The following is a 24,752-nucleotide window of genomic DNA, read 5'->3' as shown; positions in this document are numbered from 1 at the left end:
CGGGGTGGCTCAAGGATTGAATCCGCACCCATGCGGCTGGGAGTCATGTTGGAGAACTACTATCGGGAGCTGGTGTGTTTCCTGAACGCCAAGCTAGGTAACCGTCAGGTGGCTGAAGACGTGGTGCATGACGCCTATCTGCGGGTACTTGAACGCTCCAGCACCACACCTATCGAGCAACCGCGGGCCTTTCTCTATCGCACTGCGCTCAACCTGGTGATCGACGATCACCGACGCAATGCCCTGCGCCAGGTCGAGTCGCTGGAAGTGCTCGATAACGAGGAGCGCTACTTCACCCCGTCGCCACATAACAGCCTCGACCACGGCCAGCGCCTGGAAATGCTCCAGCGCGCCTTGTCGGAACTGCCCCGGCTGTCCCGGGAGAGCTTTATGCTGCGCAAGATCGATGGCCTGTCCCATCCCGAAATTGCCGAGCACCTGGGCATTTCCCGAGCCCTGGTGGAAAAACACATCGTCAACGCGATGAAACATTGCCGGGTGCGGATGCGGCAATGGGATGGCCATTGACCCTGACGCTCTCGTCAAGGGTAAGTATTAAATTTTGTTTCACTGTCCTCGTTTCCTATCAACAGACGACCTGGCACTCGCCGCCTTGGTCACTCAGCTTTTTCTCCCCGCTGTTGAGGGGCTCATCCAGAGGACACTGGAAATGACACAGGCAATTGCATCGCCCATCGTTCACGACCTGATCGGCGTCGGTTTCGGCCCTTCGAACCTGGCACTGGCCATCGCCCTGCAAGAGCGCGGGCCGACCCAGGGTGAACTGGATGTACTGTTCCTCGACAAACAGGCCGACTACCGCTGGCACGGCAATACCCTGGTCACCCAGAGCGAGCTGCAGATCTCCTTCCTCAAGGACCTGGTGACCCTGCGCAACCCCACCAGCCCTTACTCGTTTGTCAATTACCTCAAGCACCACGGGCGCCTGGTGGACTTCATCAACCTCGGCACTTTTTACCCGTGCCGCATGGAGTACAACGACTACCTGCGCTGGGTCGCCGCGCAGTTCGACGCGCAGAGCCGCTACGGTGAAGAAGTGCTGACCATCGAGCCGGTGCTGCACAACCAGCAGGTCGAGGCGCTGCGAGTGATCTCCCGTGACGCACAGGGCCAGCAGCACGTGCGCACCACCCGTTCGGTGGTGGTCAGCGCCGGCGGGACCCCGCGCATCCCCGAGGCGTTCAAGTCACTCAAGGGCGATAGCCGGGTGTTCCATCATTCGCAATACCTGGCGCAGATGGCCCGTCAGCCCTGCGTGAACAACCAGCCAATGAGCATCGCGATCATTGGCGGCGGCCAGAGCGCGGCAGAAGCTTTTATCGATCTGAACGACAGCTTCCCGTCGGTGCAGGTGGACATGATCCTGCGCGGCTCGGCGTTGAAACCGGCGGATGACAGCCCCTTCGTCAACGAAGTGTTCTCGCCGGAATTCACCGACCTGGTGTTCCAGCAGGCCAGCACTGAACGTGAGCGGCTGGTGAACGAGTACCACAACACCAACTATTCGGTGGTGGACATTGACCTGATCGAGCGCATCTACGGCATTTTCTATCGCCAGAAAGTCTCAGGCATCGCCCGCCACGCTTTCCGCACCCTGACCACCATCGAAAAAGCCACCGCCACCGAGCGCGGCATCGAGCTGGCGGTGCGCAACAACGCCACCGGTGAAGTCACGGTTCGCCTCTACGACGCCGTGGTGCTGGCCACCGGTTACGAACGCCAGATGCACCGCAAACTGCTGGCGCCGCTGGAACAATACCTGGGCGAGTTCGAGGTGGATCGCCACTACAAACTCATCACCGACGAGCGCTGCACAGCGGGCATTTACATGCAGGGATTTTGTCAGGCCAGCCACGGACTGAGCGACACCTTGCTGTCAATCCTGCCGATTCGCGCAGACGAAATTGCCGGGTCGTTGTATGAGCATGGCAAGAGTCGTGGGCATAGCCGCTCGGTGGTGGATTTGTTGTTGGCGACGGCTAGCTGAGATTCCCGAGGTTAGTTCGAAACACCTCTGTGGGAGCAAAGCTGGTTCGCGATTTCTGTCAGGCATTCAACATTTGAGCTGACGGGTACACCGCCATCGCGAGCCAGCTTTGCTCCTACATCAATGATCGACCACCATCGCTACAGGCCGGGCTCCTGCAAGGTTAGCGTGCGCCTGCAACCTGTACCCCATCAAAAAAAACGCCATCAGGCAGCCATCGCCGCGCCCTCTCGCTACAATGCCCGTCATGTCTTGCAGAGGTGCCTATGGTCAAAGCGATGGTGGTAGACGATCACCCGTTCATTCGGGCATCAGTCTCAATGCTCCTGCAGCAGGAAAATATCGAAGTGATCGCCCAGGCCGGCAACGGCGCGGACGCCGTGCAACGTGCCCGCGAACTCGCCCCGGACCTGATCATCCTCGACATCGCCATGCCCAGGCTTGATGGCCTGCAAGTCATCAGCCGGATCATGACCGACCAACCGCATTGCAAAATCGTAGTACTGACCTCGCAATCGCCGATCTTCTACGCCATGCGTTGCATGAAGGCCGGTGCCGCCGGCTATATCTCCAAAAATGACGACCTCGACGAACTGGTCAGGGCCATCAAGGCCGTCCTGACCGGCTACACCTTCTTTCCAAACCTGGCGAGCAGCTCAGTGCGGCGCAGTGATGCCCAGGCCACTGACCTGGAACTGATCCAGAGCCTGTCCGATCGAGAACTGACGATTTTGCAGCAATTGTCCAACGGCATGAGCAATAAGGAGATCGGCGAAGCCATGCTGCTGAGCAGCAAGACCATCAGCACCTACAAGACCCGCCTGATCGAAAAACTCAACGTGAAGTCCGTGGTGTACCTCGCCGATTTCGCCAAGCGCAATCAGTTGGTGTGAATGAGTCGGGCATGGGGTAAATGGCTGGCCGTGGTGCTGTTGTCGGGCACCGTTCATTGCGTATGGGCCGCAGCAGCGCCGGTGGAAAACCTGCGGTTGCTGGGGCGTTCCCAGATCGAAGGCTACCAGGTGGCGCTCGATGAGCCCGACCGGCAATGGCTGCGTGACAAGGGCATATTGGTGTTGGGCGCTTCGGCACCGGACTACCCGCCCTTTGGCATCACTGGCACCGGGCGTGACTATGAAGGGCTGACGGCCGACTACGCGGCATTGCTCGCCGAGCTACTGCAGGTGCGCATCGAAGTGCGGCGTTATCCGTCCCGGGCGGATGTGGTGCACGCGGTCCAGCAGGGCGAAGTCGACCTGCTCGGTACGTCCAACGACTTCGAGGCGGCGAACCCGCAGCTGGTGATGTCCAGCCCCTACGCCGAAGACCAGCCGACCCTCGTCACCCGCATCGGCGATAGCCAGAACGCCACGCCGGACCTGGCTGGAAAACAGGTGGCGATGCTTTACCACTACCTGCCGCCGGAAGCCGTCAAGGCGCACTTTCCCAACGCCCGTTTGCAACTCTATCCCTCGACCTTGAGCGCGATCGGTGCGGTAGCCTTCGGCACGGCTGACGTCTACCTGGGCGACTCCATCAGCGCCAACTACCTGATCAACAAAAATTACCTGAACAACGTGCAATTGGCGGCTTTTCTCGACACCAACGTCAACGACTTCGCCTTTGCCGTGACCAGGGACAACCCGCGCCTGCTGCGCATCGTCAATGCGGCGCTGGCGGTGATTCCGGCGAGCGAGCGGGTGAGCATCCAGCGACGCTGGAGCGCGGGCGGGGCGAACATGAGCGGGTTGCAAGTGTTGCAATTCAGCGCCGCGGAACGGCGCTGGATGGCGCAGCATCCCCACGTCAAGGTGGCCATAGACGAGAGTTTCCTGCCGGTGTCGTTTTACGGTCAGGACGGCAAGTTTCGCGGCCTGGGTGCCGATGTGCTGGCCAAGGTCGCGCTGCGCACCGGGTTGAAGTTCGACATTCAGCGCCTGCACACCGTCCCCAAACTGATCCGACAGGTCGAATCCGGCCGGGCGGACCTGCTGATCAGCCTGACCCCCAGCGCCGAGCGCGAGAAGTCCTTGCGGTTTACCCGTCCCTACCTCAGCACGCCTTACGTGCTGGTCAGCCGTACCTCCGGCGGCAGTCCCGCGACCCTGGACGAGATGGGTGGCAAACGCCTGGCGGTGATTCGCGGCACGCCGATGCGCGACCAGTTGATCGAGCAGTACCCGGGCATTGAATTGATCGATGCCGACAACGCCGAGCACGCCATGACCCTGGTGGCCAACGGTCAGGCCGATGCTGCAGTCAGCGCGCTGATCACTGCGCACTACATGATTTCCCGGCAGTATCGCGACCGGCTGCGGATCACCAGCACGGTCGGCACCGACTCCGCGCGCCTGGGCTTTGCGACCGCCCGCGATGCCGGCGAACTGTATTCGATCCTCGACAAAACCCTGCTGAGTATTCCCCCGGAGGAGCTGGACGAAGTGTCCAACCGCTGGCGCAGCGAAGTGGTGGTGGACGACAGCTATTGGGTACGGCATCGCGCGGCGATCATTCAAGGCTTCGCCCTGGCGGCCGTGTTGCTGTTGCTGGCACTGGGCTGGATCGCCTACCTGCGCCAACTGATTGCCAAACGCAAGCAGGCGGAAGTGGCCCTCAGCGATCAGCTGGAGTTCATGCGCGTGCTGATCGACGGCACGCCGCACCCGATCTACGTGCGCGACCGCCAGGCACGGCTGCTGATCTGCAATTCGGGTTACCTCGACGTATTTGGCATCGAGCGCGACGAGGTGGTCGGCAAGACCGTGATCGAGGGCATGTTCAAGAACGTGCAGGAAGCGGCGGCCTGCCATGAAGATTACCTGCAGGTGATGAAGGACGGCCGGCCCCAGGTCCAGGATCGCCAGCTGACCCTGGGCGCAAACGTACTGACCATCTACCACTGGATGCTGCCGTACCGTGCCAGTAACGGTGAAGTGAGTGGTCTGATCGGGGGCTGGATCGATATCAGCGAGCGCCAGCGCCTGGTGCAGGCGCTGCGCGAAGCCAAGGACGACGCCGACACTGCGAACCGGGCGAAGACCACCTTCCTGGCCACGATGAGCCATGAGATCCGCACGCCAATGAACGCTGTGATCGGCATGCTGGAACTGGCGATGAAGAAGGCCGAGCAGGGGCTGACCGACCGTTTTGCCATCGAAGTGGCCTCAGGTGCAGCGCGCAGCCTGCTTGATCTGATCGGCGATATCCTGGATGTCTCGCGCATTGAATCCGGGCATTTGAGCCTGGCCCCGGAGCGCGCCAACCTGGGTCAGCTGGTGATCGCCGTCACGCGTATTTTCGAGGGGCTGGCGCGACAGAAACAGCTGCGCCTGAGCCTTGAGCTGGATGTCGCCGCCCATCGCGAGGTGCTGGTCGACCCCCTGCGCTTCAAGCAGATCATCTCCAATTTGTTGAGCAACGCCATCAAGTTCACGGAGGCTGGCGAGGTCCATCTGCAAGTGAGGGTTTACCCCGGTCCAGACGAGCGCCTGACGCTGCGTCTGCAGGTTGCCGACACTGGCATCGGCATTAGCGATGAGGATCAGCAACGGTTGTTCAGCCCATTCACCCAGGCCAGCAATAATCGCCAGTCGGCGCGCAGCGGCTCGGGCCTCGGGCTGGTCATCAGCCGCACGTTGTGCGAAATGATGGGCGGCCAGCTGACGTTGAACAGCCATGTGGGGAAGGGCACCCGGGTCGACGTTGTCCTCGATCTGCCTACGCTGCAACCTCGGCATGAGCCAGCGACTGTGCCGGTCGCACCGGCACCGGCGCATCGTGCGTTGAGTATCCTGATCGTCGACGATTACCCGGCGAACCGCTTGCTGCTGTCCCAGCAACTGAGTTACCTCGGCCATCGGGTGCGGGATGCCGAAGACGGCGCGCAGGGTTTGCGCGCATGGCGTAGCCAGCCTTTTGATGTGGTCATCAGCGACTGCAACATGCCGGTCATGACAGGCTATGAACTGGCCCGGGTGATCCGCCAGGAAGAGCGCGACAAGGGCCTCGTGCCCAGCCTCATCCTGGGATTTACCGCCAATGCACAAGCCGAGGAAAAGCAGCGCTGCCTGGATGCGGGAATGGATGACTGCCTGTTCAAGCCGATCAGCCTCGAGGACCTCGGCGCCCGGCTGTCGAGCCTCATCCCGAGTGCCGAGCAGGCAGCCACCCCGCTCACGGACGAGATTGACTTGGCCGGGCTGCACCAGTTGACGCGGGGCGACGAGGCCTCCATCAAGCGCCTGCTGGATGACCTGGCGTCCAGCAACGATGACGATATGGCGCGGTTGATGCGGTTGTTCACGCAAAACGACGTGCCGGGGCTGGCGAACCTGGCTCACCGCATCAAGGGCGGTGCGCGAATCATCAAGGCTCAGGGGCTGATCGGCGCATGCGAGCGTCTGGAAACGGCTTGCGAGGTGGTGAACCCGGCGCAATTAACCGAGGCCGTTGACGAGTTGCATCAGGCGATGGAGCGACTGGCGCAGCGGTTGGCGTGACCGCACTCAGACATCATCAGACAATACTTGGGAAATTTCCTACAAGGTTTGGGGCGTTTCCTAAATATGATCCGCTGGATAATCGTCTTCCCTTCCAAGACGAGTCGAGATGACATGACCTGCCCGGCACCGCGCGTTCTGATACTCGAAGACCACGCCTTTCAACGTTCAGTGGCCGTGAGCATGTTCCGGCAGGCAGGCTGTCGCGAGGTGTTCGAAGCTTGCGACGGAGCGCAGGCGCTGGCCATCCTGCAGGAGGTGGGGCCGGTCGACATCGCCCTGTGCGATTTGCAGATGGAAGGCATGGACGGCCTGGAGTTCTTTCGCCGCCTGGGTGCCAGCGGGCAGGTCAGGTCGATCATCATCAGCAGTTCGCTGTCGGCGGACCTGCGGCGGGCGGTGCACCAGATCGTCTCCCTGCTGGGGCTTGAGTTGCTGGGTGATGTCGGCAAACCACTGCACCCCCAGGCGCTGCGCGAGTTGCTAGACAAACACCTGAGCCGTCTGCCGGTGACATCCGCGCCGGCAACGCCGTTGTTGCTGGCCAGCGAGAAGGAGGTGGGCGCGGCGCTCGCTCAAGGACAGATCCAGTCCTGGTACCAGCCCAAATTCCATCTGCACACTGGCCAGGTCTGTGGCGTCGAGGTGCTCAGCCGCTGGTTGCACCCGCAAAGGGGCGTACTGTCGCCGGCGGTGTACCTGCCGATACTGGAGCGGAACGGGCAGATGGACCGGCTGCTGTTCGCCCAGCTGGAACAGGCGCTGATGCTGCAGCGGGCCGCAGCAAGCCGCGGTTTTACCCTGAACATGGCGTTCAACCTGCAAAGCACGCAACTGGCCGACAGCGAACTGACGGCCAGCATCCGGCGTCTCTTGCTCCGCCATGGCCTGCCGGGCTCCGGATTGACCTTCGAACTCACCGAAAGCGGTTTGCTGCAGGCCCCTGCCACCAGCCTGGAGAACCTGGTGCGCCTGCGAATGATGGGTTGCAGGCTGTCCATCGACGACTTCGGTGCCGGGTTCTCTTCATTGCAGCGCCTGTGCCAGATGCCTTTCAACGAGATCAAGCTCGACGCCGAATTCGTCCGCGGCCTGGCGCACGAGCCGCGCTGTCGGGCGGCCATCATCAGCACCCTGGCGCTGGGGGACAGTCTGGGCATGTCGGTGGTCATCGAAGGCATCGAGACCGATGCGCAGCGCCTGCACCTGATGTCGCTCGGCTGCGTTCAGGGGCAGGGCTACTGGTTTGCCCGTCCCATGAGTGGCGAGGATTTGCTGGCCTGGTTGCAGCTGCGCGGCCAACTCCCGGGCGGTCGCTGATGGCGATGCGCTGACAAATGGAGTGGGAGTTTCGGAAAAGTCCTACATAAAGCTCCGTCTCGCATGCGTAGCCTTGCGTCATCTCGAATTTGACACCCTGCTGGGGGCCTACTTTGTCGAACAAAGCCTTGCGTATCCTGATTGCCGACGAGCAGCATTTTCAGCGCATGAGAATCGAACGGCTGTTCAATCAGCTCAACTATTACCGGGTCGCACCGGTTCACAGCCTTGAGGAACTGCTGACGCTGGTCGAGTACGGTTGCGAGCCGTTCGACCTGGTGGTGATCAACGCTTCGATGGCAGGTGATGCCTTGGACCTGCTGGATTTCTTTCGTGACAATGCCCAGGTTCGCCACGCCTTCATCTATGAAGGCCAGCGTGCAGAGCTTCCGCCGACTTCCGACGGTGATCAGCAGAACATCCAGGTCAGCCACACATCCCTGCCGGATCTGGCTTCGATCAGCCGCCTGATGTCGCTGATCGATCGTCGCCTACCGTCCGTCGGGACAGGCATTTCTGTCAGGTAGTTTCAATCGTCGTGTTTTGTACATGGAGTTGTGATGAAGTCAGCACTGATTGTGGACGATCATCCGGTGGTTCGCGCCGCAGTCAAAATCGTGCTCCAACAGGAAGGTTTTCAGCGGATTTACGAGGCCAATTGCGGTAGCGAGGTCATGGCGATGGTCCGCGAGCACCAACCGGACGTGGTGGTGCTGGATATTTCCCTGCCCAAGCTCGACGGGCTGGAAGTATTGGCAAGGCTTCACGACAGTGGCGAGCGATGCCCGGTGGTGGTCTTTTCCGCCCACGAGGCGATGCTCTTCCAGGACCGATGCATTCGCGCCGGTGCTGCGGCCTACGTCGCCAAGTCGAATGACTTGCAGCATTTGCACAAGGCCATACACGCGGTTACGGTCGGCTACACCTATTTTGCCCAGCTCTCGACCTCGGTTTCGCTCAGTACATCGCAATGCAGTGAAAAGCAGCGGATAGATGGCCTGTCCAGTCGTGAACTGACCATCTGTCGCTACCTGGCCATGGGCATATCAAACAAGCAGATCGCCGAAAACCTGCACCTGAGCCACAAGACCGTGAGCACCTACAAGACGCGGCTGATTAAAAAACTCGACGTCAAATCGGCGGTCCACCTGCGGGATTTCGCCCTGCGCAACCGCCTGATCTGAGTGAACGTCTTCCTGCATGGGCGTCGCCTGGCAACAGGCATACAGCGCCTGGACATCAGCCTCGCTCAGGTTTGAAGGCCTTTCCCCTAAGCAATATCCGCATGACTGAACTCCTCCCCAAGAAAATCAATCAACGCCCGCACCGACGGCAGCAAACCGCGACGTGACGGAAAAATCGCGTGGACGATTCCGCACTTCGGCGCCCATCCCGGCACCAGCTCCATCAGGTGCCCGGCAGCAATGTCGTCGCGCACCACCACGCTGGGCAAATGCGCCACGCCGACGCCTGCCAGCACCGCATGGCGCAAGGCCAACAAGTCGTCAGTGACCATGCGCGGCGCATGCCGGATCAACGCGCTGGCGCCCTCTGCGCCAAACAGCTCCCACTGGTAATCACGCTGCGCCGCGCCCCAGTGCACGCTCGGCAAGCCGCTGAGGTCCGCCGGGGTGGCAGGGGATGACAGGCGTTCGGCGAAGGCCGGGCTGCCCACCAGGCACTGAGTGCTGTTGCCCAGCACCTTCATCACCATGTCGGTGTTTTCCAGTGGCGGGAAGCGCACGCGCAGGGCGATGTCGAAGCCCTCGTGAATCAGGTCGACCCGGCGGTTGGTGCTTTCGATGAACAGCTCGACCAGCGGGTACTTGAGCATGTAGCGGGTCAGCATCGGCCCGACCCAGGAGTTGAGCAGGGCGGTAGGGCAGCTGATGCGCACCAGGCCCTGGGGTTCGGAGCGGTTGCGCTCGATCAGTTCGGCAGCACTCTCCGCTTCCACCCGCATGGCCAGGCAACGCTGGTAATAGGCCTGGCCGATTTCGGTCAGCGAACAATGCCGGCTGGTGCGATGCAGCAGGCGCACACCCAGGCGCTCTTCAAGCTCGGCGATGCGCCGGCTGAGCTTGGACTTGGGCATGTCCAGTGCACGTCCGGCCGCAGCGAACCCACCATGCTCCACCACCTGGGTGAAGTAATAAAGGGTGTTGAGATCTTCCATCATCGTTCTCCAAATAGAACGCTATGACTGATTTTTGCAGTCTAGCGCACCAAAGGCTTCGGTTTTAAGCTTTATCCATCGCAGCAAACCACAGATTCGGAGGCCACATGAAAAACATCATCGGTATTTACACCAGCCCGCGCGGTCATTGGGTCGGTGACGGTTTTCCGGTCCGCACGCTGTTTTCTTACGACAACCTGGGTAAGCACATCAGCCCGTTTCTGCTGCTGGATCACGCCGGTCCTGCTGAATTCAGCCCGACCACGGCGCGCCGTGGCGTTGGTCAGCATCCGCACCGCGGCTTCGAGACCGTGACGATCGTCTACAAGGGCGAAGTGGAACACCGTGACTCCACGGGCAGTGGCGGCAAAATCGGCCCGGGTGACGTGCAATGGATGACTGCGGCTTCGGGGATTCTCCATGAAGAGTTTCACTCCCAAGCCTTTGCCAAAAGCGGCGGCACCCTGGAAATGGTGCAGCTGTGGGTCAACCTGCCGGCCAGGGACAAAATGGCCGACGCCGGTTACCAGACGATTCTTGACGGCGACATCCCGGCCATCGCGCTGAAGAACGATGCCGGCAGCCTGCGCCTGATCGCCGGGGAATTCGACGGCCACACCGGCCCGGCGCGCACCTTCACCCCGATCGACGTCTGGGACCTGCGCCTCAAGGCGAGCAAGCCGCTGACCCTGGACCTGCACGAAGGCCGCAATACGGCACTGGTGGTGTTGCGCGGCACGGTTCAGGTCAACGGCCAGGAACGGGTCCGAGAAGGCCAGCTTGTTCTGTTTGGCCGCGATGGTCACCAGCTCAGCCTGGAAGCCAATAGCGACGCGGTGGTGTTGCTGCTCAGCGGCGAGCCCATCGACGAACCCGTCGTCGGCCAGGGTCCGTTCGTGATGAACAGCGAGCAGGAAATCCACCAGGCCTTTGCCGACTTTCAATCGGGCCGCTTCGGCCGGATGAGCGGTTGAACTCAATGCTGCACCGCTGTGGCGCGGCCGGGTCGTGTGACTACGCTTGCCTGACCGCGATGTAAACAAAAAAACCGAAATCACTGCGCCGGCTTGATCGGCATCGATAAATAGCGAGGATTACCCCATGACTACTTCCTACAAACGTCTCGACAAGGATAACGCCGCGGTTCTGTTGGTCGACCATCAAGCAGGCTTGCTGTCGCTGGTGCGCGACATTGATCCGGATCGTTTCAAGAACAACGTGCTGGCCCTGGCCGACCTGGCCAAGTACTTCAAGCTGCCGACCATCCTGACCACCAGCTTTGAAACCGGCCCGAACGGCCCGTTGGTGCCAGAGCTCAAGGCACTGTTCCCCGACGCGCCCTACATCGCTCGTCCTGGCCAGATCAACGCCTGGGACAATGAAGATTTCGTCAAGGCGATCAAGGCGACCGGCAAGAAGCAGTTGATCATCGCCGGTGTGGTGACCGAAGTCTGCGTGGCGTTCCCGGCGCTGTCGGCCCTGGCTGAAGGCTTTGAAGTTTTCGTAGTGACCGACGCTTCCGGCACGTTCAACGAACTGACCCGGCAATCGGCCTGGGATCGCATGTCGTCCTCCGGCGCGCAGTTGATGACCTGGTTCGGCCTGGCCTGCGAGCTGCATCGCGACTGGCGCAACGACGTGGAAGGCCTGGCCACTCTGTTCTCCAACCACATCCCGGACTACCGCAACCTCATGACCAGCTACAACACCCTGACCAACAGCAAGTAAGCGCGCCCATCGCCCCTTGCAGGAGCTGGCGAAGGCTGCGATCTTTTGATCTTTCGAGATCCCAAAGATCGCAAGCTTCGCCAGCTCCTGCAATGCGTGCGATGGTTGCGTAAATGAGTCCCAGCCGGAGCCGCTCGATGCTGTCATTGCTCACCGATCACCCGTTGTTCTGTGCGCTGGCCCTGATCCTCATCGATTTGGGGTTGTGGCGCCTGATCAGTGCCAATGGCAGCCAGTGGAAACTCGTGGCGCGGCTGGTGATCTTTTCGCTGTTCAGCGTCCTGCTGTTCAACGAAGGCTTGAACCCGCTGGAACCGGCGCCCTGGGCCGACAATGTGCCGTTGCACCTGGCCGCAACCGGCTTGCAGATCGGTTGGTGGCTGTTCGGCGCACGCACGCTCACGGTATTGATTGGCGCGGTGATGATGCAGCGGGTTGGGCACACCGGGCGCCTGCTTCAGGATCTGCTTGGGGCAGTGATTTTTCTCATCGCCATCATCGCCGCCCTGGCCTACGTGCTGGATTTGCCGGTCAAGGGTGTACTGGCCACCTCCGGCGCCCTGGCGATCATCGTCGGCCTGGCGTTGCAAAGCACCTTGAGCGACGTGTTCTCCGGGATCGTCCTCAACACCACCAAACCCTATCAACTCGATGACTGGATATCCATTGACGGCACCGAAGGCCGGGTGACCGACATCGACTGGCGCGCCACACGCCTGCAGACCTCCCAGGGCAGCATGGCGGTGATTCCCAATTCGCTGGCGGCCAAGGCCAAGATCATCAATTTCAGCCGGCCCACTGACATGTTTGGCGTCTCCATCAGCCTGCAATTGAGCCCGCACGCGCGCCCGCAGAAAATCATCGATGCCCTGGAGCGAGCCATGCAGGGCTGCCGCTATTTGTTGGCCAAACCGGCACCGTGCGTCGCGCTCAAAGTTTCCAGTGCCGCCGGCGTGGAGTACGAGATCAGCGGCTTCGTGGCGTCGATGGAGCACAAGCGCATGGTGCGCAATCTGCTGTTCGACCTGGCGTTCCGCCATTTGCAGGCCTCGGGTGTAAGCCTGCTGTCGAGCGTCGAATCCGATGCGCCTGCCGGCCTGTCACGGCCACTGGCATTGCTGGACAGCTCGAGCATCTTCTCGACCCTGCGTCAGGACGAAAAGGAGACCTTCAGCCAGAACATGAAGCTGCAGAACTTCCGCGCCGGCGAACTGATCCTTCCGGCGGGTGAGGTCAGCGATCATCTGTTCATCATCGAATCCGGCGTGGTGTCGGTCGAGCTGAGCCGTGATGGCGTCAGGTTCGAGTCCGGGCGCATGGGGCCGGGTGAAGTAATCGGCGAAGGCGGGATACTCTCCGATACCGCGCTGGCGGCGGACTTCACCGCCAAGACCTTCTGCAGCCTGTACCGCATCGAAAAGGACTACCTGAAACCCTGCCTCGACGCGCGCCATGACATCAGCGAGGCCATGACGGCGCTGCTGGATTACCGCCTGAACAAAGCCCGAACCCTAACCATGGAAACGCCCAAGGCGGTGGAGAAAAAAGGGTTCCTGCAATGGCTGCGGCGCCGTAGCGAAAGCTAGCTGGCGCTCTCAGTGCCTGTACTGATGCTAACTCCCACAGTTGACCGCGTTTCTCCCGTCACCCCGTCCCTACTGTGGGAGCGAGCCTGCTCGCGATGAGGCCATCACCGCCACGGCACACTCACCAATGGCCTACCCAACTTCTGAAATATTGGCTATTTGAGCAACCCACCGACGGGTTTAACGTAGCTCCACCTTCACTTGTTCCCGGAGCCCGTCATGAAACCTCGCATCGATTTCTACACCGCTTCCCCAGACGCACTCAAAGCCATGATCGCGCTGGAAACCGCCGTCTCGAAACTGCCGCTGGAAAAGACCCTGATCGAACTCGTCAAGCTACGTACCTCGCAAATCAACGGCTGCGCCTTCTGCCTGGACATGCACAGCGCCGATGCGCGCAAAGGCGGCGAAGCCGAGCGTCGCCTGTACACGCTGTCGGCCTGGCGTGAAACCCCGTTCTTCACCCCGCGCGAACGCGCCGCACTGGCCTGGACCGAGTCCCTGACCCTGCTCAGCCAGACCCATGCGCCGGATGAAGACTACGAACAACTGGCCGCCGAGTTCAGCGCCAGGGAAATGGTCGACCTGACTGTGGCGATTACCACAATCAACAGCTGGAACCGCCTGGCGGTAGGCTTTCGCAAGATGCCGCAGGACTGAGCAACGCCTTAAGCAGGCAGTCAGGACTTTTGTAGGAGCGAGCTTGCTCGCGAAAGACCGGAGGGCGCTGCGGGGTGTCAGGTGACCAGTGTCATCGTTAACGACCATCGCGAGCAAGCTCGCTCCTACAGGGGATTGGTGGTAGGCGCAGCATTTGTGTTCGGCGCAGATCACTGTGGGAGCCGGGCTTGCCCGCGATGGCGTCTGCGGATTCGACATTGATGTGGCAGGGAGATTGCCATCGCGAGCAGGCTCCCTCCCACAGGGTATTGGTGGTGGATGCAGCATTTGCGTACGGCGCGCGTCTCTGTGGGAGCCGGGCTTGCCCGCGATGGCGTCTGCACATTCAACATTGATGTGACTGGGGAAGAAAGTGGCTCCCACATTGGATATTCGCCCGGCTCGGGCGCAGTGTGGGAGCCGTGCAAGAGGTACTTAGACCCGCTCAAATATCGCTGCAATGCCCTGGCCGCCGCCAATGCACATCGTCACCAGCGCATACCGGCCGTTGATGCGGTGCAGCTCATGAATGGCCTTGGTCGCAATAATTGCCCCCGTCGCGCCTACAGGGTGCCCCAGCGCAATGCCCGAGCCATTTGGATTGACCTTGGCCGGATCAAGGCCAAGCTCCTGACTGACTGCGCAAGCCTGGGCGGCGAAGGCGATGTTTGCCTCGACCACATCCATATCCTGCACTGAGAGCCCCGCACGCTTGAGCGCCAGGCGCGTTGCGGGGATGGGGCCCAGGCCCATGAGTTCGGGCTCGACACCCGCATGGGCATAGCTGACCAGTCGCGCCAGCGGGCGCAGGCTGTTGCGCTGCACCGCGTCCCCGGTGGCCATCACCAATGCCGCAGCGCCATCGTTCAACCCCGAAGCGTTGCCCGCCGTTACCGAACCGTCCTTCTTGAACGCCGGCTTCATCTGCGCCAGCTGTTCCAGGGTGGTCGCCCGAGGGTGTTCGTCGACGTTGAACAGAATGGTTTCCTTGCGCCCCTGAATTTCTACTGTCGCGATCTGTTCGTTGAAATACCCGTTGGCAATGGCAAAGGCTGCGCGCTTTTGATCCTCCAGGGCGAGGGCGTCCTGCATTTCGCGGGTAATGCCGTTGCGCGCCGCGACGTTCTCGGCGGTGATGCCCATATGAATGCCGTGGAATGGGTCATGCAGGATACCCAGCATGTAGTCGACGGCCTGCACGTTGCCCATACGCGCACCCCAGCGCGCTGACGGCAGCAGGTATGGCCCGCGGCTCATGGACTCGGCACCGGCGCCGATGGCGATTTCGGCATCGCCGAGCAGCAGCGTCTGGGCCGCGCTGATGATGGCTTGCAAGCCAGAGCCGCACAAGCGATTGACGTTGTAGGCGGGCGTCTCCTTGGGGATGCCGGCGTTCATTGCCGCTACACGGGAAATGTAGGCGTCGCGGGTTTCGGTGGGGATCACGTTACCCATCACCAGATGGCCGACCTGCGCCGGATCGACGCCGGAGCGTTGCAGGGCGGCCTTGACCGCAGTGGTCGCCAGATCGGCCGGTGGCACGTCCTTGAGCGAACCGCCAAAAGTACCAATGGCGGTGCGGGCGGCGCTGACGACAAAAACTTCTGGAGTGTTCATGGGGGTGTTCCTTTCGACGGATTCTTTTCAGTGCTGCGATTGAGCAGGGCGCTCAGCGCTGTTTGCGCTTCCTGGGTGTTCAGGCGTTCGATAAACAGCAGGTTTTCCTGGCGGATCGTGGCTTGCAGTTCCGCCAGCGAGGCCTGCTTGAGCAATTGCCGGGACTGGCGCAATGCACCTTGCGGCAACGCCAGCAGACGTCGGGCCAGTTGCCGCGCGGCGGTCAGGCATTGCGGGCCGTCCTCGCACAGTTCGTTGGCCAGGCCCCACTGCACGGCGTCGGCGCCGCCCAGGGTTTCTCCCAGCAGCAGCAAACGAGCAGCGCGGGCGTGGCCAAGCAACCGCGGCAACAGCAGGGTGGCGCCGAATTCCGGGCACAGGCCGATGTTCACGAACGGCATGCGCAACTTGGCATTACGGCTGACGACCACCTGATCGCAGTGCAGCAGCAAGGTCGTGCCAATGCCAATGGCCGCGCCACACACCGCCGCGATCAATGGCGTTTGCAACTGGGTCACCACCTTCATCAGGTGAAATGCCGGGCTGTCCAGGTGAGTGGGCGGGTACTGCAGGAAATCCACCAGGTCATTGCCGCTGGTGAAACAGTTGTCGCCACCGGTGATGATGACCACGCCGATGGCCGGGTCCTCGTCTACGGCCTGCAACAGGTCGGCGAGCTGCGTGTACATGGCGTTGTTCAGCGCGTTGAGCTTGTCGGGACGGTCAAACGTCAGCGTCAGTACGCCGGCGTCGCGGTCCTGTTTGATCAGATCGTTCATAAGCGACTCTGTTGTTCGATGCATCGGCCACTCTAAGCGCGGGACCTGCACCGGATCTATGACAAAACGGGTCAACGCACCTGCTTCTTTTTGCCATGTTGCAAGGCCGTGAGATTGGCGACACACCCATTCGGGGTATGGTGCCGCCGCCCTGATCGCTCAATAGTGGCTGCATCCGCTCATTTAGAACGCTTGAGAAGGTGAATTTGCCATGCGCAAGGCTTTCAAGTTGATGTTCAGTGTGATCCTGGTTCCTTTGTCACTCAATGTGCACGCCGCCGAAGTCGACGGTGCGAAAACGCTGCGGTTGTACAACTGGGCGGATTACATTGGCGAGAAAACCCTTTCCGACTTCGAAAAAGCCAGCGGCATCAAGGTCATCTACGACACCTTCGATGCCTACGAAACGGTCCAGGCAAAGCTGCTCACCGGGCACTCCGGCTATGACCTGGTGGTGCTCAACGCGTCCCTCGCGCCGCCCCTGATCCAGGCGAAAGTATTCCAGCCGCTGGACAAGAAATTATTGCCGGGCTGGAACAACCTTGACCCCAAGGTGCTGCAGGACCTGCAGGGATTCGACGCCGGCACGCAGTATTCCGCGCCCTACACCTGGGGCAGCAACGGCATCACCTACAACGTCGACAAGATCAGGGAGCGCATGCCGGATGCGCCGATCGGCTCGCTGGCAATGATCTTCGATCCCAAGATTGTCTCGCGCTTCGCCGACTGCGGCGTGACCCTGGTGGATGCCCCGACCGAAGTGATTCCCCTGGCCCTGAAGTACCTCGGCCGCGACCCGCGCAGTGCCGCGCCGGCGGACCTGAAGGCCGCGCAGGAACTGCTGTTGTCGGTGCGCCCCTTCATTCGCAAGTTCGACTCGGTCAACTACCTGACCAGCCTGCCCAATGGCGATGTGTGCATGGCCATGACCTGGTCCGGCGACTATGCCACGGCCATGGCGCGCGCCGAGGAGGCCAAGCTGAAGATCAACCTGGCGTACTTCATCCCCAGGGAAGGTTCGCTGATCTGGTTCGACAACCTGTACATCCCGGCCGATGCGCCGCATGTCGCCAATGCGCACAAGTTCCTCGACTACCTGATGCAGCCTCAGGTGATGGCCGATGTCACCGATTACATCCACTACGCCAACAGCAACGCGGCTGCCACGCCCCTGGTGAACGCCGAAGTGCGCAACAACCTGGCGATTTATCCCGATGACGAGACCCGCGCGCGGCTGTTTCCACAGAAGACCCAGGACGCCAAGGACATGCGCGCGATGACGCGAGTCTGGAGCACGGTGAAAAGCGGGATTTGAGCGTTCAACTATTCGGTTCGAGGTTTTTCCTATGGCTACCCAAACTCAACACATTTTTTCCGCTGCTGAAGAGTCCCGGCTGGTCAAGGCCGACAAAGCCCACTACATGCACGGTTATCACATGTTCGACGAACACGCCGAGCAGGGCTCGCTGAACATCGTCGCCGGTGATGGCGCTTATATCTACGACACCCAGGGCAACCGTTTTCTCGATGCCGTGGGCGGCATGTGGTGCACCAACATTGGCCTGGGACGCGAAGAAATGGCCCTGGCAATAGCCGACCAGGTGCGCCAGCTGGCCTATTCAAACCCGTTCTGCGACATGTCCAACAACGTGGCAATCCAGCTCTGCGAGAAACTCGCCAGCCTGGCCCCGGGCGATCTCGACCACGTGTTCCTGACCACGGGCGGCTCCACCGCCGTGGACACCGCCTACCGGCTGATCCAGTACTACCAGAACTGCCGTGGCAAGCCGGAAAAAAAGCACATCATTGCTCGCTACAACGCTTATCACGGCTCGACCACCCTGACCATGTCGATCGGTAACAAGGCCGCCGACCGCGTCCCGGAATTCGACTACGCCCACGAGCGTATTCACCACGTGTCCAACCCCAATCCGTACCGCGCACCTGACGGCATGGACGAGGCACAGTTCCTCGAGTTCCTGGTCAAGGAGTTCGAAGACAAGATCCTCGCCATCGGCGCCGACCAGGTGGCGGGTTTTTTCGCCGAGCCCATCATGGGCTCGGGCGGGGTGATCATTCCGCCCAAGGGCTACCTTAAGCGTATGTGGGAAGTCTGCCAACGCTACGACATCCTGTTCGTCGCCGACGAAGTGGTGACCTCGTTCGGACGGCTGGGCAAGTTTTTCGCCTCGTGGGATCTGTTCGACGTGCAACCAGACATCATCACCACCGCCAAGGGCCTGACGTCAGCTTACCTGCCGCTGGGCGCCTGCATTTTTTCCGAGCGCATCTGGAAGGTTATCGCCGAGCCGGGCAAGGGCCGTTGCTTCAGTCACGGTTTCACTTACAGCGGGCATCCGGTGTGCTGTACGGCAGCGCTGAAGAACATCGAAATCATCGAGCGCGAACAGCTGCTGGAGCACGTCGATGCAGTCGGCGCGTATCTGGAAGAACGCCTGGCGACCCTCGGCGAGCTGCCGCTGGTTGGGGATGTGCGCTGCCAGAAGTTCATGGCCTGCGTCGAGTTCGTGGCTGACAAGCGCAGCAAGGCGTTGTTTGCCGACGAGATCAACATTGGCGAGAGAATTCATTCCCGGGCGCAGTCGAAGGGCTTGCTGGTACGCCCGATCATGCACCTCAATGTCATGTCGCCGCCGTTGATCCTGACCTGCGCCCAGGTCGATGAAATCGTCGAGACCCTGCGCGAGTGTATTCTTGAGGTGGCGGCCGAGCTCCAGGCGAGCGGGCAGTACCAGGGCCAATGATTGCGTCGAACAGGCTGTTACCAGGAACCCGCTCACCCGCTAGACTGCGGGGCATGAGCAAACCAGACAACGATACGCTGATCGCACTGCCCTTCGGGGCCCTGCACAGATGGCACGGGCAAATGCGCGAGGCGTTTGCCCATGTGGACGCACCTGATGCACTGGCTGACCTGGCGTCTGCCCTGGAGCATCTGGTGGGTATCGAGTCGGTGATGATCAGCCTGGAGCACCGCGATCGGCCACCGCAGCTGTTGTATCAGCGCGGCATCGCCCAGCAGTACCAGGTGTCGATTCTCGATCGCTATTTCTCCGGCGGTTATTTGCTTGATCCTTTCTGCCTGGCAGTGGAGCAAGGCCTGGCGCAGGGCTTTTACCACTTGGAGGAAATCGCACCGGATGACTTTTTCGACAGTGAGTATTACCGCACCTATTACCTGAAGGCGGGGTGCTCGGAAGACAGTTATTACATTGTCGATACCGGCAATGACACGAAGATTTCGGTGAGCCTGTTCCAGGGTTTCGGTGGCGAATGCCTGCGGGGCGAACAGTTGAATTTGCTGCGCGCGGTCGAGCCGCTGGTGTGTGAGTTCATCAGTGAGTTCAGCCAGCGTGGCATGCAGCGGATTACGGCCGTCCAGAGGCCGCAGGATGCTGCAGCAGGAGACAATCTCAAGCAACGGGTGCAGTGGGCCTTCGAGCATTTCGGCGGCAACGTGCTGACCGAACGCGAGCGCGAAGTGGCGCACATGGTGCTCAGGGGGCACTCGGTAAAGTCCACGGCGAGCGAACTTGGCATATCGCCGGAGACAGTGCGCATGCATCGCAAGAATTTGTATCTGAAGCTGGAGGTGGGTTCGCAGTCAGAGCTGTTTGCGTTGTTTATCGAGTGGTTGCGCCAGCATTGAAAGTCAAAAGATCGCAGCCGCCAACATGATCGGCTAACCCTGCACGATCGCCCCATTTCACCGTCGCGCCAAACGCCTCACGGCCCGCCTGCAACGGCACCATTTCGCCATGCCCGCCGTGGGCAATGGCCGGGAATCCATTGCTTAGGTTTAATAGGAAGCATTACTATTCACGTCCCGTCTCCACAGCACGCCGCAATGACCCCCAAGCTGCCCCGCAGGCCCGGCTTTTTCGAGCATTACGAAGAGTTGGTTGGCACCTGGACCCGTCGCCTGAGAAATCGTCAGCAGGCCGAGGATCTGGCCCACGATACCTTTGTGCGGGTGCTTGAGTCGGATCCGGCGGCGGTGGAGCAGCCTCGTGCATATCTGCATCAGACAGCGCGCAATATTGCAGTGGACGGCTATCGTCGCGAGGATCGACGAGGCGCCATGGAGTCGGGGGCGATCGATCACAGTGTGTCCTCGTGCGGCGACCCGGAGCATTTCGTGCAGGCGATCCAGTTGGCCGATTCCATCGAACTCGCGCTGGCCGAGTTGCCGGTCAATTGCCGCAAGGTGTTCGTGTGGCAGAAGATCGAAGGTCTGACCCAGGCCGAGATCGCCGAACGCCTGGGACTGTCCAAGAACATGGTGGAAAAGTATATGATCCGCACGCTGCGGCATCTGCGCGATCGCCTGGATGGGTTGCAATCATGATCGGTCGCGTCTTTCCATTCTCCGCCAAACAGGAACTTCCATGATGGATACTCGTGATTGCGCGTGCGGACCCACGGCGGTTCGCGATGAGGCGGCGCGCTGGTTCGTGGTTTTGCAGGAGCCGGTGGTGGATGTCCTGGAGCGTCAGCAGTTTGCAGCCTGGTTGGCCGAGCATCCACAGCACCACTATGAATTCCAGGTACTTGAGGGCATGTGGTCGGCGGCTGACCTGCTGCCGGCGGCGCGTCTGCAGGCCTTGTGTGACGTGCCGCCAGCGCGCAGCACACGTCGGCCAATCTTGCGTTATGCCGTGGCCGCCAGCGTGCTGGCCGTGGCTCTGGGGCTGGGCTGGTTCACCACGATGGATCAGCCGGCTACCTACACTGGCGAGTTCTCCACGGCGCTGGGCGAGCGTCGACAAGTGGCGTTGCCGGACGGTTCGACGATCGACCTCAACAGTCGCAGCCGTATTCAAGTGCATTTTGCGCAGCACCGTCGCGCCGTCGAGCTGACCGAAGGCGAGGCGATGTTCAGCGTCGAGCACGACGCCGATCGTCCGTTCGTGGTGGAGTCGGGCAGTGGCAGAGTCACGGTGACAGGCACCCGTTTTGATGTGCGCCGCGACGCCGGCGAAACCCGCGTGGTGGTCGAGCAGGGCACCGTCAAGGTCCAGGGACGGGACGTTGCCGATAGCCCCTCCATCGACCTCGTCGCCGGCATGGGCACCCGTGTCGATCCCCAGGGCAAGGTCGCCGCGGCGTATGCGGTGGATGCAGCGCAGCTGACCGCCTGGCGCAGCGGCAAGCTGGTGTTCAATAACGCGAGCCTGAGCGAAGTGGCCGCCGAAGCCTCCCGTTATCGTGACAAGCCGATCACGGTCGCCAACGAAAAAGTGGCCAATCTACGCCTGACCAGCGTGTTCAAATCTGACAACACCGATGCCCTGTTGAAGGCCTTGCCAAGCATTCTCCCGGTAGCCGTGCGCACCCTCGATGACGGCAGTCAGGAAATAATTTCAAAATAGATTCAGGTTTTTTTCGAGTTCTTCGTCTTCTTGTCCAACTGCAACTGGTTTGCATTAACAAACGCATGCTCTTGCGATTCACAGGACAAGTTTCGACGTGAAAAAAACCATCGCCCATAACAAAAAATCACCCTGGTTGCCGCTGGCCCTGGCCTTGGCCGTCAACTGCGCGCTGCCCCAGGCATTTGCTGCGGACGCCATCCACATCGAGGCGCAGCCGTTGGGGCAGGCCTTGAGTCAGCTGGGCCAGCAGACTTCGCTGCAGGTTTTTTTCAGCCCGGAGCTGGTCGCCGGCAAACGGGCACCGGCCGTAGACGGTAACCTTTCCCCCGAGCAGGCCTTGCGCCAGCTGCTGCAGGGCAGCGGCCTGGATTATCAGATCGATGCAGGCTCGGTGACCCTGACCCCCACACCGACTTCCGCCCAGGAAGGGCCGCTGGAGCTCGGCGTGACGGATATCAAGGTGGTCGGCAATTGGCTCGGCGATGCCGATGCAGCCGTGGTGCAGAACCACGCCGGCGCACGCACGGTGATCCGTCGCGAGGCCATGGTCGAGCAAGGCGCAATGACGGTCGGCGACGTGTTGAAGCGGGTACCGGGCGTGCAGGTACAGGATGCCAACGGCACCGGTGGCAGCGATATTTCCCTGAACGTCGGCGTGCGCGGCCTGACGTCGCGCCTGTCGCCACGCTCCACCGTGTTGATTGACGGCGTACCGGCGGCCTTCGCGCCCTATGGCCAGCCGCAACTGTCGATGGCGCCGATCTCCTCCGGCAACCTCGACAGCATCGACGTGGTGCGTGGCGCCGGCTCGGTGCGTTATGGACCGCAGAACGTGGGCGGGGTGATCAACTTCGTCACCCGGGCGATCCCTGAACAAGCGTCCGCCGAGATAGGCACCACCCTGGAAACCTCCCGGCACGGTGGCTGGAAGCACATCGATACGGCGTTCGTCGGCGGTACGGCGGACAACGGCATGGGCGTGGCGCTGTTGTATTCGGGCGTCAACGGCAACGGTTACCGTGAGCGCAACAATGGCAACGACATCGATGACGTGATGCTCAAGACCCACTGGGCGCCCACCGATGTGGATGATTTCAGCCTCAATCTGCATTACTACGACGCCAGTGCCGATATGCCCGGCGGTCTGACCCAGGCGCAGTACGACGCCAATCCTTTCCAGTCCGACCGCAACAACGACAGCTTCACTGGACGTCGCAAGGAGGTGTCGTTCAAGTGGGCGCGGCAGATCGATGACCGCACCCAGGCTGAAATGCTGACTTACTATTACGACAGCTTTCGTGGCAGCAAAATCGCCGCGCGCGATCAGAAAACCCTCGGTTCCTTCCCGCGCACCTACTACACCTTCGGCATCGAGCCGCGGGTGTCTCATGTGTTCGACCTCGGCCAGACCACCCAGGAAGTCAGTGTCGGTTATCGCTACCTCAAGGAGGGCATGCACGAATCGGCCAGCCGGTTGGGGCTGAACGACAGCAACGAGCCGGTGGTGAGTCCGGGCGCCGACGGGCATGTGTACCAGGACCGCACGGGTGGCACCGAGGCCAACTCGGTCTACGTGGACAACAAGATCGACGTCGGCAAGTGGACCGTAACGCCGGGCATCCGCTTCGAACACATCAGCACCGACTGGCACGATCGCCCGGTACTGGACACGGCGGGCAGGCCGGTAGCGGAAAAAAACCGCAGCATCGACAGCAACGAACCGCTGCCGGCGCTGAGTGTGATGTACCACCTTTCCGACGCCTGGAAGCTGTTCGCCAACTACGAAACGTCCTTTGGCAGCCTGCAATATTTCCAGCTCGGCCAGGGCGGCACCGGTGACGAGACGGCCAACGGCCTGAACCCGGAAAAGGCCAAGACCTATGAGATCGGCACTCGCTACAACGATGACGTGTGGGGCGGGGAGGTGACGCTGTTCTACATCGACTTCGATAAAGAACTGCAGTACATCAGCAATGACGCGGGCTGGACCAACCTCGGTGCGACCACTCACCAGGGCCTCGAAGCCTCGGTGCATTACGACCTTGCCGCGCTGGACCCACGACTCGATGGCCTGACGGCCAACGCCGGCTTCACCTACACCCGGGCGGTGTATGAAGGAGAAATTCCAGGCTTCAAGGGGCGCGACTTGCCGTTCTATTCGCGTCAGGTAGCCACCGCCGGGCTGCGCTACGACGTCGATCGCTGGACCTGGAACGTGGACGCGTTCGCCCAGTCAAAACAGCGCTCACCGGGTACGGCAGTGAACGCCGATGGTAGTTTCAGCGGCAATTACATCACCGAAGGCACCGCGGATGGTCAGTACGGCGACATTCCGGGGTACGTCACCTGGAACGTGCGTGGCGGCTATGACTTTGGCGCGACGCTGTCTAACCTGAAGCTGGGGGCGGGGGTGAAGAACGTCTTCGACAAGCAGTACTTCACCCGTTCCAGCGACAATAATGCGGGCATGTATGTGGGGGCACCGCGGACGTTTTTTGTGCAGGGTAGTGTTGGGTTTTGAGATCAAATTAATGTGTTGGGTTTAGCCAAGAATTGGGCGTTATCGTTGACCTGCATCGTCGGAACGCCGTCCGGATCAAGCTTTGCTCCCAATGTTATCACCGCCCATAGGTGTTCATTTCAATTCGGGATGTGCGCACAAACGCGCGCAGCGCGCCGGCTTGATGCCTTGGTCGGCCCGAAGGCCGCCACGGCGAAGTTCTTGATCGCAGGCGCCCCGTTAACCACGCTGGCCGAACGCAGGCATTGCGTAGCGGGGAAACCGGCAAGGATGCCGGTTTAGCCGCGCTGGGCCAGGGATGGCCCATCGCGGCGACCCGCGGAGCACTGCCGGAGTGAGGGCACACCGAGCCTAGGCGAGGTGCCGAGTGGTGGGGCAGAAAGCGCTTGGTTACTTGGCGCTTTTCCAAGTAACCCGCTGTAAGAGCGGAACCGATAGAAGCCCTGACCGCAGTCATGGATA

The 24,752-nt window shown here is 61.1% G+C and carries 20 protein-coding genes; 17 read left to right on the top strand and 3 right to left on the bottom strand.

Annotated elements, in window-relative coordinates; translation table 11 throughout:
- Positions 1–45: 45 nt before the first annotated feature.
- The 7 genes from AAEZ09_RS19275 (at position 46) to AAEZ09_RS19245 (ending at position 9,011) form a co-directional block, all read left to right on the top strand.
- Positions 46–528, top strand: coding sequence for a sigma-70 family RNA polymerase sigma factor (locus AAEZ09_RS19275; protein WP_272873836.1), 483 nt, complete (start codon positions 46–48; stop codon positions 526–528).
- 142 nt (positions 529–670) lie between these two features.
- Positions 671–2,008 (top strand): lysine N(6)-hydroxylase/L-ornithine N(5)-oxygenase family protein, encoded by a 1,338-nt coding sequence (locus AAEZ09_RS19270; protein ID WP_205892453.1) that lies wholly within the window; start codon positions 671–673, stop codon positions 2,006–2,008.
- 266 nt (positions 2,009–2,274) lie between these two features.
- The gene (locus AAEZ09_RS19265) at positions 2,275–2,901 is read left to right on the top strand and encodes a response regulator transcription factor (protein ID WP_045062614.1); all 627 of its coding nucleotides are present in this window, start codon (positions 2,275–2,277) and stop codon (positions 2,899–2,901) included.
- Positions 2,902–6,507, top strand: coding sequence for a transporter substrate-binding domain-containing protein (locus tag AAEZ09_RS19260; RefSeq protein WP_350600382.1), 3,606 nt, complete (start codon positions 2,902–2,904; stop codon positions 6,505–6,507).
- Between the two features lie 114 nt (positions 6,508–6,621).
- Positions 6,622–7,827: an EAL domain-containing response regulator gene (locus AAEZ09_RS19255; protein WP_045062615.1), complete on the top strand. Its 1,206-nt coding sequence runs from the start codon at positions 6,622–6,624 to the stop codon at positions 7,825–7,827.
- 113 nt (positions 7,828–7,940) lie between these two features.
- Positions 7,941–8,354 (top strand): PleD family two-component system response regulator, encoded by a 414-nt coding sequence (locus tag AAEZ09_RS19250; protein WP_045062618.1) that lies wholly within the window; start codon positions 7,941–7,943, stop codon positions 8,352–8,354.
- Between the two features lie 33 nt (positions 8,355–8,387).
- Complete coding sequence (locus AAEZ09_RS19245) at positions 8,388–9,011, top strand: response regulator transcription factor (RefSeq protein WP_045062620.1); 624 nt, start codon at positions 8,388–8,390, stop codon at positions 9,009–9,011.
- 86 nt (positions 9,012–9,097) lie between these two features.
- Here the strand turns inward: AAEZ09_RS19245 and AAEZ09_RS19240 are convergent, their stop codons facing one another.
- Positions 9,098–10,006, bottom strand: coding sequence for a LysR family transcriptional regulator (locus tag AAEZ09_RS19240; protein ID WP_045062623.1), 909 nt, complete (start codon positions 10,004–10,006; stop codon positions 9,098–9,100).
- Between the two features lie 104 nt (positions 10,007–10,110).
- On the opposite strand from AAEZ09_RS19240, the gene AAEZ09_RS19235 reads away from it, so the two are divergent.
- The 4 genes from AAEZ09_RS19235 (at position 10,111) to AAEZ09_RS19220 (ending at position 13,977) form a co-directional block, all read left to right on the top strand.
- A complete protein-coding gene (locus AAEZ09_RS19235) occupies positions 10,111–10,977 on the top strand; it encodes a pirin family protein (protein WP_350600380.1) in 867 nt (288 codons plus the stop codon).
- A 127-nt stretch (positions 10,978–11,104) separates the two neighbouring features.
- Positions 11,105–11,731 carry an isochorismate family cysteine hydrolase YcaC gene (ycaC, locus tag AAEZ09_RS19230; protein ID WP_008011497.1) on the top strand — a complete coding sequence of 209 codons (627 nt, stop codon included), beginning with the start codon at positions 11,105–11,107 and terminating at the stop codon, positions 11,729–11,731.
- A gap of 137 nt (positions 11,732–11,868) precedes the next feature.
- A complete protein-coding gene (locus AAEZ09_RS19225; protein ID WP_350600378.1) occupies positions 11,869–13,317 on the top strand; it encodes a mechanosensitive ion channel domain-containing protein in 1,449 nt (482 codons plus the stop codon).
- Positions 13,318–13,536: 219 nt separating this feature from the next.
- Positions 13,537–13,977 carry a carboxymuconolactone decarboxylase family protein gene (locus AAEZ09_RS19220; RefSeq protein WP_045062631.1) on the top strand — a complete coding sequence of 147 codons (441 nt, stop codon included), beginning with the start codon at positions 13,537–13,539 and terminating at the stop codon, positions 13,975–13,977.
- A gap of 435 nt (positions 13,978–14,412) precedes the next feature.
- On the opposite strand, the gene AAEZ09_RS19210 is transcribed toward AAEZ09_RS19220, so the two are convergent.
- Positions 14,413–15,594, bottom strand: coding sequence for an acetyl-CoA C-acyltransferase family protein (locus AAEZ09_RS19210; RefSeq protein WP_045062634.1), 1,182 nt, complete (start codon positions 15,592–15,594; stop codon positions 14,413–14,415).
- Positions 15,591–16,373: an enoyl-CoA hydratase-related protein gene (locus AAEZ09_RS19205; protein ID WP_350600376.1), complete on the bottom strand. Its 783-nt coding sequence runs from the start codon at positions 16,371–16,373 to the stop codon at positions 15,591–15,593. Before AAEZ09_RS19205 ends, AAEZ09_RS19210 begins: the two co-directional genes overlap by 4 nt.
- 211 nt (positions 16,374–16,584) lie before the next feature.
- Here AAEZ09_RS19205 and AAEZ09_RS19200 point away from each other — a divergent pair, with 211 nt between their 5' ends.
- The 6 genes from AAEZ09_RS19200 to AAEZ09_RS19175 all read left to right on the top strand — a co-directional run bounded on the left by AAEZ09_RS19200 (position 16,585) and on the right by AAEZ09_RS19175 (position 24,290).
- Entirely contained in the window at positions 16,585–17,688 is a 1,104-nt protein-coding gene (locus AAEZ09_RS19200) for a polyamine ABC transporter substrate-binding protein (RefSeq protein WP_045062637.1), read from the top strand.
- 31 nt (positions 17,689–17,719) lie between these two features.
- Entirely contained in the window at positions 17,720–19,138 is a 1,419-nt protein-coding gene (locus tag AAEZ09_RS19195) for an aminotransferase (protein ID WP_350600374.1), read from the top strand.
- Positions 19,135–20,043 (top strand): LuxR C-terminal-related transcriptional regulator, encoded by a 909-nt coding sequence (locus AAEZ09_RS19190; RefSeq protein ID WP_350600372.1) that lies wholly within the window; start codon positions 19,135–19,137, stop codon positions 20,041–20,043. The genes AAEZ09_RS19195 and AAEZ09_RS19190 overlap by 4 nt, the downstream gene beginning before the upstream one ends.
- Before the next feature lie 198 nt (positions 20,044–20,241).
- Positions 20,242–20,742 (top strand): sigma-70 family RNA polymerase sigma factor, encoded by a 501-nt coding sequence (locus tag AAEZ09_RS19185; protein WP_045062644.1) that lies wholly within the window; start codon positions 20,242–20,244, stop codon positions 20,740–20,742.
- Between the two features lie 40 nt (positions 20,743–20,782).
- Complete coding sequence (locus AAEZ09_RS19180; protein ID WP_350600371.1) at positions 20,783–21,766, top strand: FecR family protein; 984 nt, start codon at positions 20,783–20,785, stop codon at positions 21,764–21,766.
- A gap of 97 nt (positions 21,767–21,863) precedes the next feature.
- Positions 21,864–24,290 carry a TonB-dependent siderophore receptor gene (locus tag AAEZ09_RS19175; RefSeq protein ID WP_350600370.1) on the top strand — a complete coding sequence of 809 codons (2,427 nt, stop codon included), beginning with the start codon at positions 21,864–21,866 and terminating at the stop codon, positions 24,288–24,290.
- The last annotated feature ends 462 nt before the right edge of the window (positions 24,291–24,752 follow it).

Source organism: Pseudomonas sp. 65/3-MNA-CIBAN-0223, assembly GCF_040310425.1.
Taxonomy (GTDB): domain Bacteria; phylum Pseudomonadota; class Gammaproteobacteria; order Pseudomonadales; family Pseudomonadaceae; genus Aquipseudomonas; species Aquipseudomonas gregormendelii.
The sequence above is the reverse complement of the archived record's forward strand: the minus strand, read 5'-3'. Positions and strand labels throughout refer to the sequence as shown.

Excerpts from the sequence above, each read along its gene's own strand:
- AAEZ09_RS19205 (WP_350600376.1), bottom strand. The coding sequence starts at position 16,373 with ATGAACGATCTGATCAAACAGGACCGCGACGCCGGCGTACTGACGCTG.
- ycaC (WP_008011497.1), top strand. The coding sequence starts at position 11,105 with ATGACTACTTCCTACAAACGTCTCGACAAGGATAACGCCGCGGTTCTG.
- AAEZ09_RS19180 (WP_350600371.1), top strand. The coding sequence starts at position 20,783 with ATGATGGATACTCGTGATTGCGCGTGCGGACCCACGGCGGTTCGCGAT.
- AAEZ09_RS19235 (WP_350600380.1), top strand. The coding sequence starts at position 10,111 with ATGAAAAACATCATCGGTATTTACACCAGCCCGCGCGGTCATTGGGTC.
- AAEZ09_RS19225 (WP_350600378.1), top strand. The coding sequence starts at position 11,869 with ATGCTGTCATTGCTCACCGATCACCCGTTGTTCTGTGCGCTGGCCCTG.
- AAEZ09_RS19270 (WP_205892453.1), top strand. The coding sequence starts at position 671 with ATGACACAGGCAATTGCATCGCCCATCGTTCACGACCTGATCGGCGTC.
- AAEZ09_RS19200 (WP_045062637.1), top strand. The coding sequence starts at position 16,585 with ATGCGCAAGGCTTTCAAGTTGATGTTCAGTGTGATCCTGGTTCCTTTG.
- AAEZ09_RS19265 (WP_045062614.1), top strand. The coding sequence starts at position 2,275 with ATGGTCAAAGCGATGGTGGTAGACGATCACCCGTTCATTCGGGCATCA.
- AAEZ09_RS19220 (WP_045062631.1), top strand. The coding sequence starts at position 13,537 with ATGAAACCTCGCATCGATTTCTACACCGCTTCCCCAGACGCACTCAAA.
- AAEZ09_RS19275 (WP_272873836.1), top strand. The coding sequence starts at position 46 with ATGTTGGAGAACTACTATCGGGAGCTGGTGTGTTTCCTGAACGCCAAG.
- AAEZ09_RS19195 (WP_350600374.1), top strand. The coding sequence starts at position 17,720 with ATGGCTACCCAAACTCAACACATTTTTTCCGCTGCTGAAGAGTCCCGG.
- AAEZ09_RS19240 (WP_045062623.1), bottom strand. The coding sequence starts at position 10,006 with ATGATGGAAGATCTCAACACCCTTTATTACTTCACCCAGGTGGTGGAG.
- AAEZ09_RS19245 (WP_045062620.1), top strand. The coding sequence starts at position 8,388 with ATGAAGTCAGCACTGATTGTGGACGATCATCCGGTGGTTCGCGCCGCA.
- AAEZ09_RS19185 (WP_045062644.1), top strand. The coding sequence starts at position 20,242 with ATGACCCCCAAGCTGCCCCGCAGGCCCGGCTTTTTCGAGCATTACGAA.
- AAEZ09_RS19260 (WP_350600382.1), top strand. The coding sequence starts at position 2,902 with ATGAGTCGGGCATGGGGTAAATGGCTGGCCGTGGTGCTGTTGTCGGGC.
- AAEZ09_RS19255 (WP_045062615.1), top strand. The coding sequence starts at position 6,622 with ATGACCTGCCCGGCACCGCGCGTTCTGATACTCGAAGACCACGCCTTT.
- AAEZ09_RS19190 (WP_350600372.1), top strand. The coding sequence starts at position 19,135 with ATGATTGCGTCGAACAGGCTGTTACCAGGAACCCGCTCACCCGCTAGA.
- AAEZ09_RS19210 (WP_045062634.1), bottom strand. The coding sequence starts at position 15,594 with ATGAACACTCCAGAAGTTTTTGTCGTCAGCGCCGCCCGCACCGCCATT.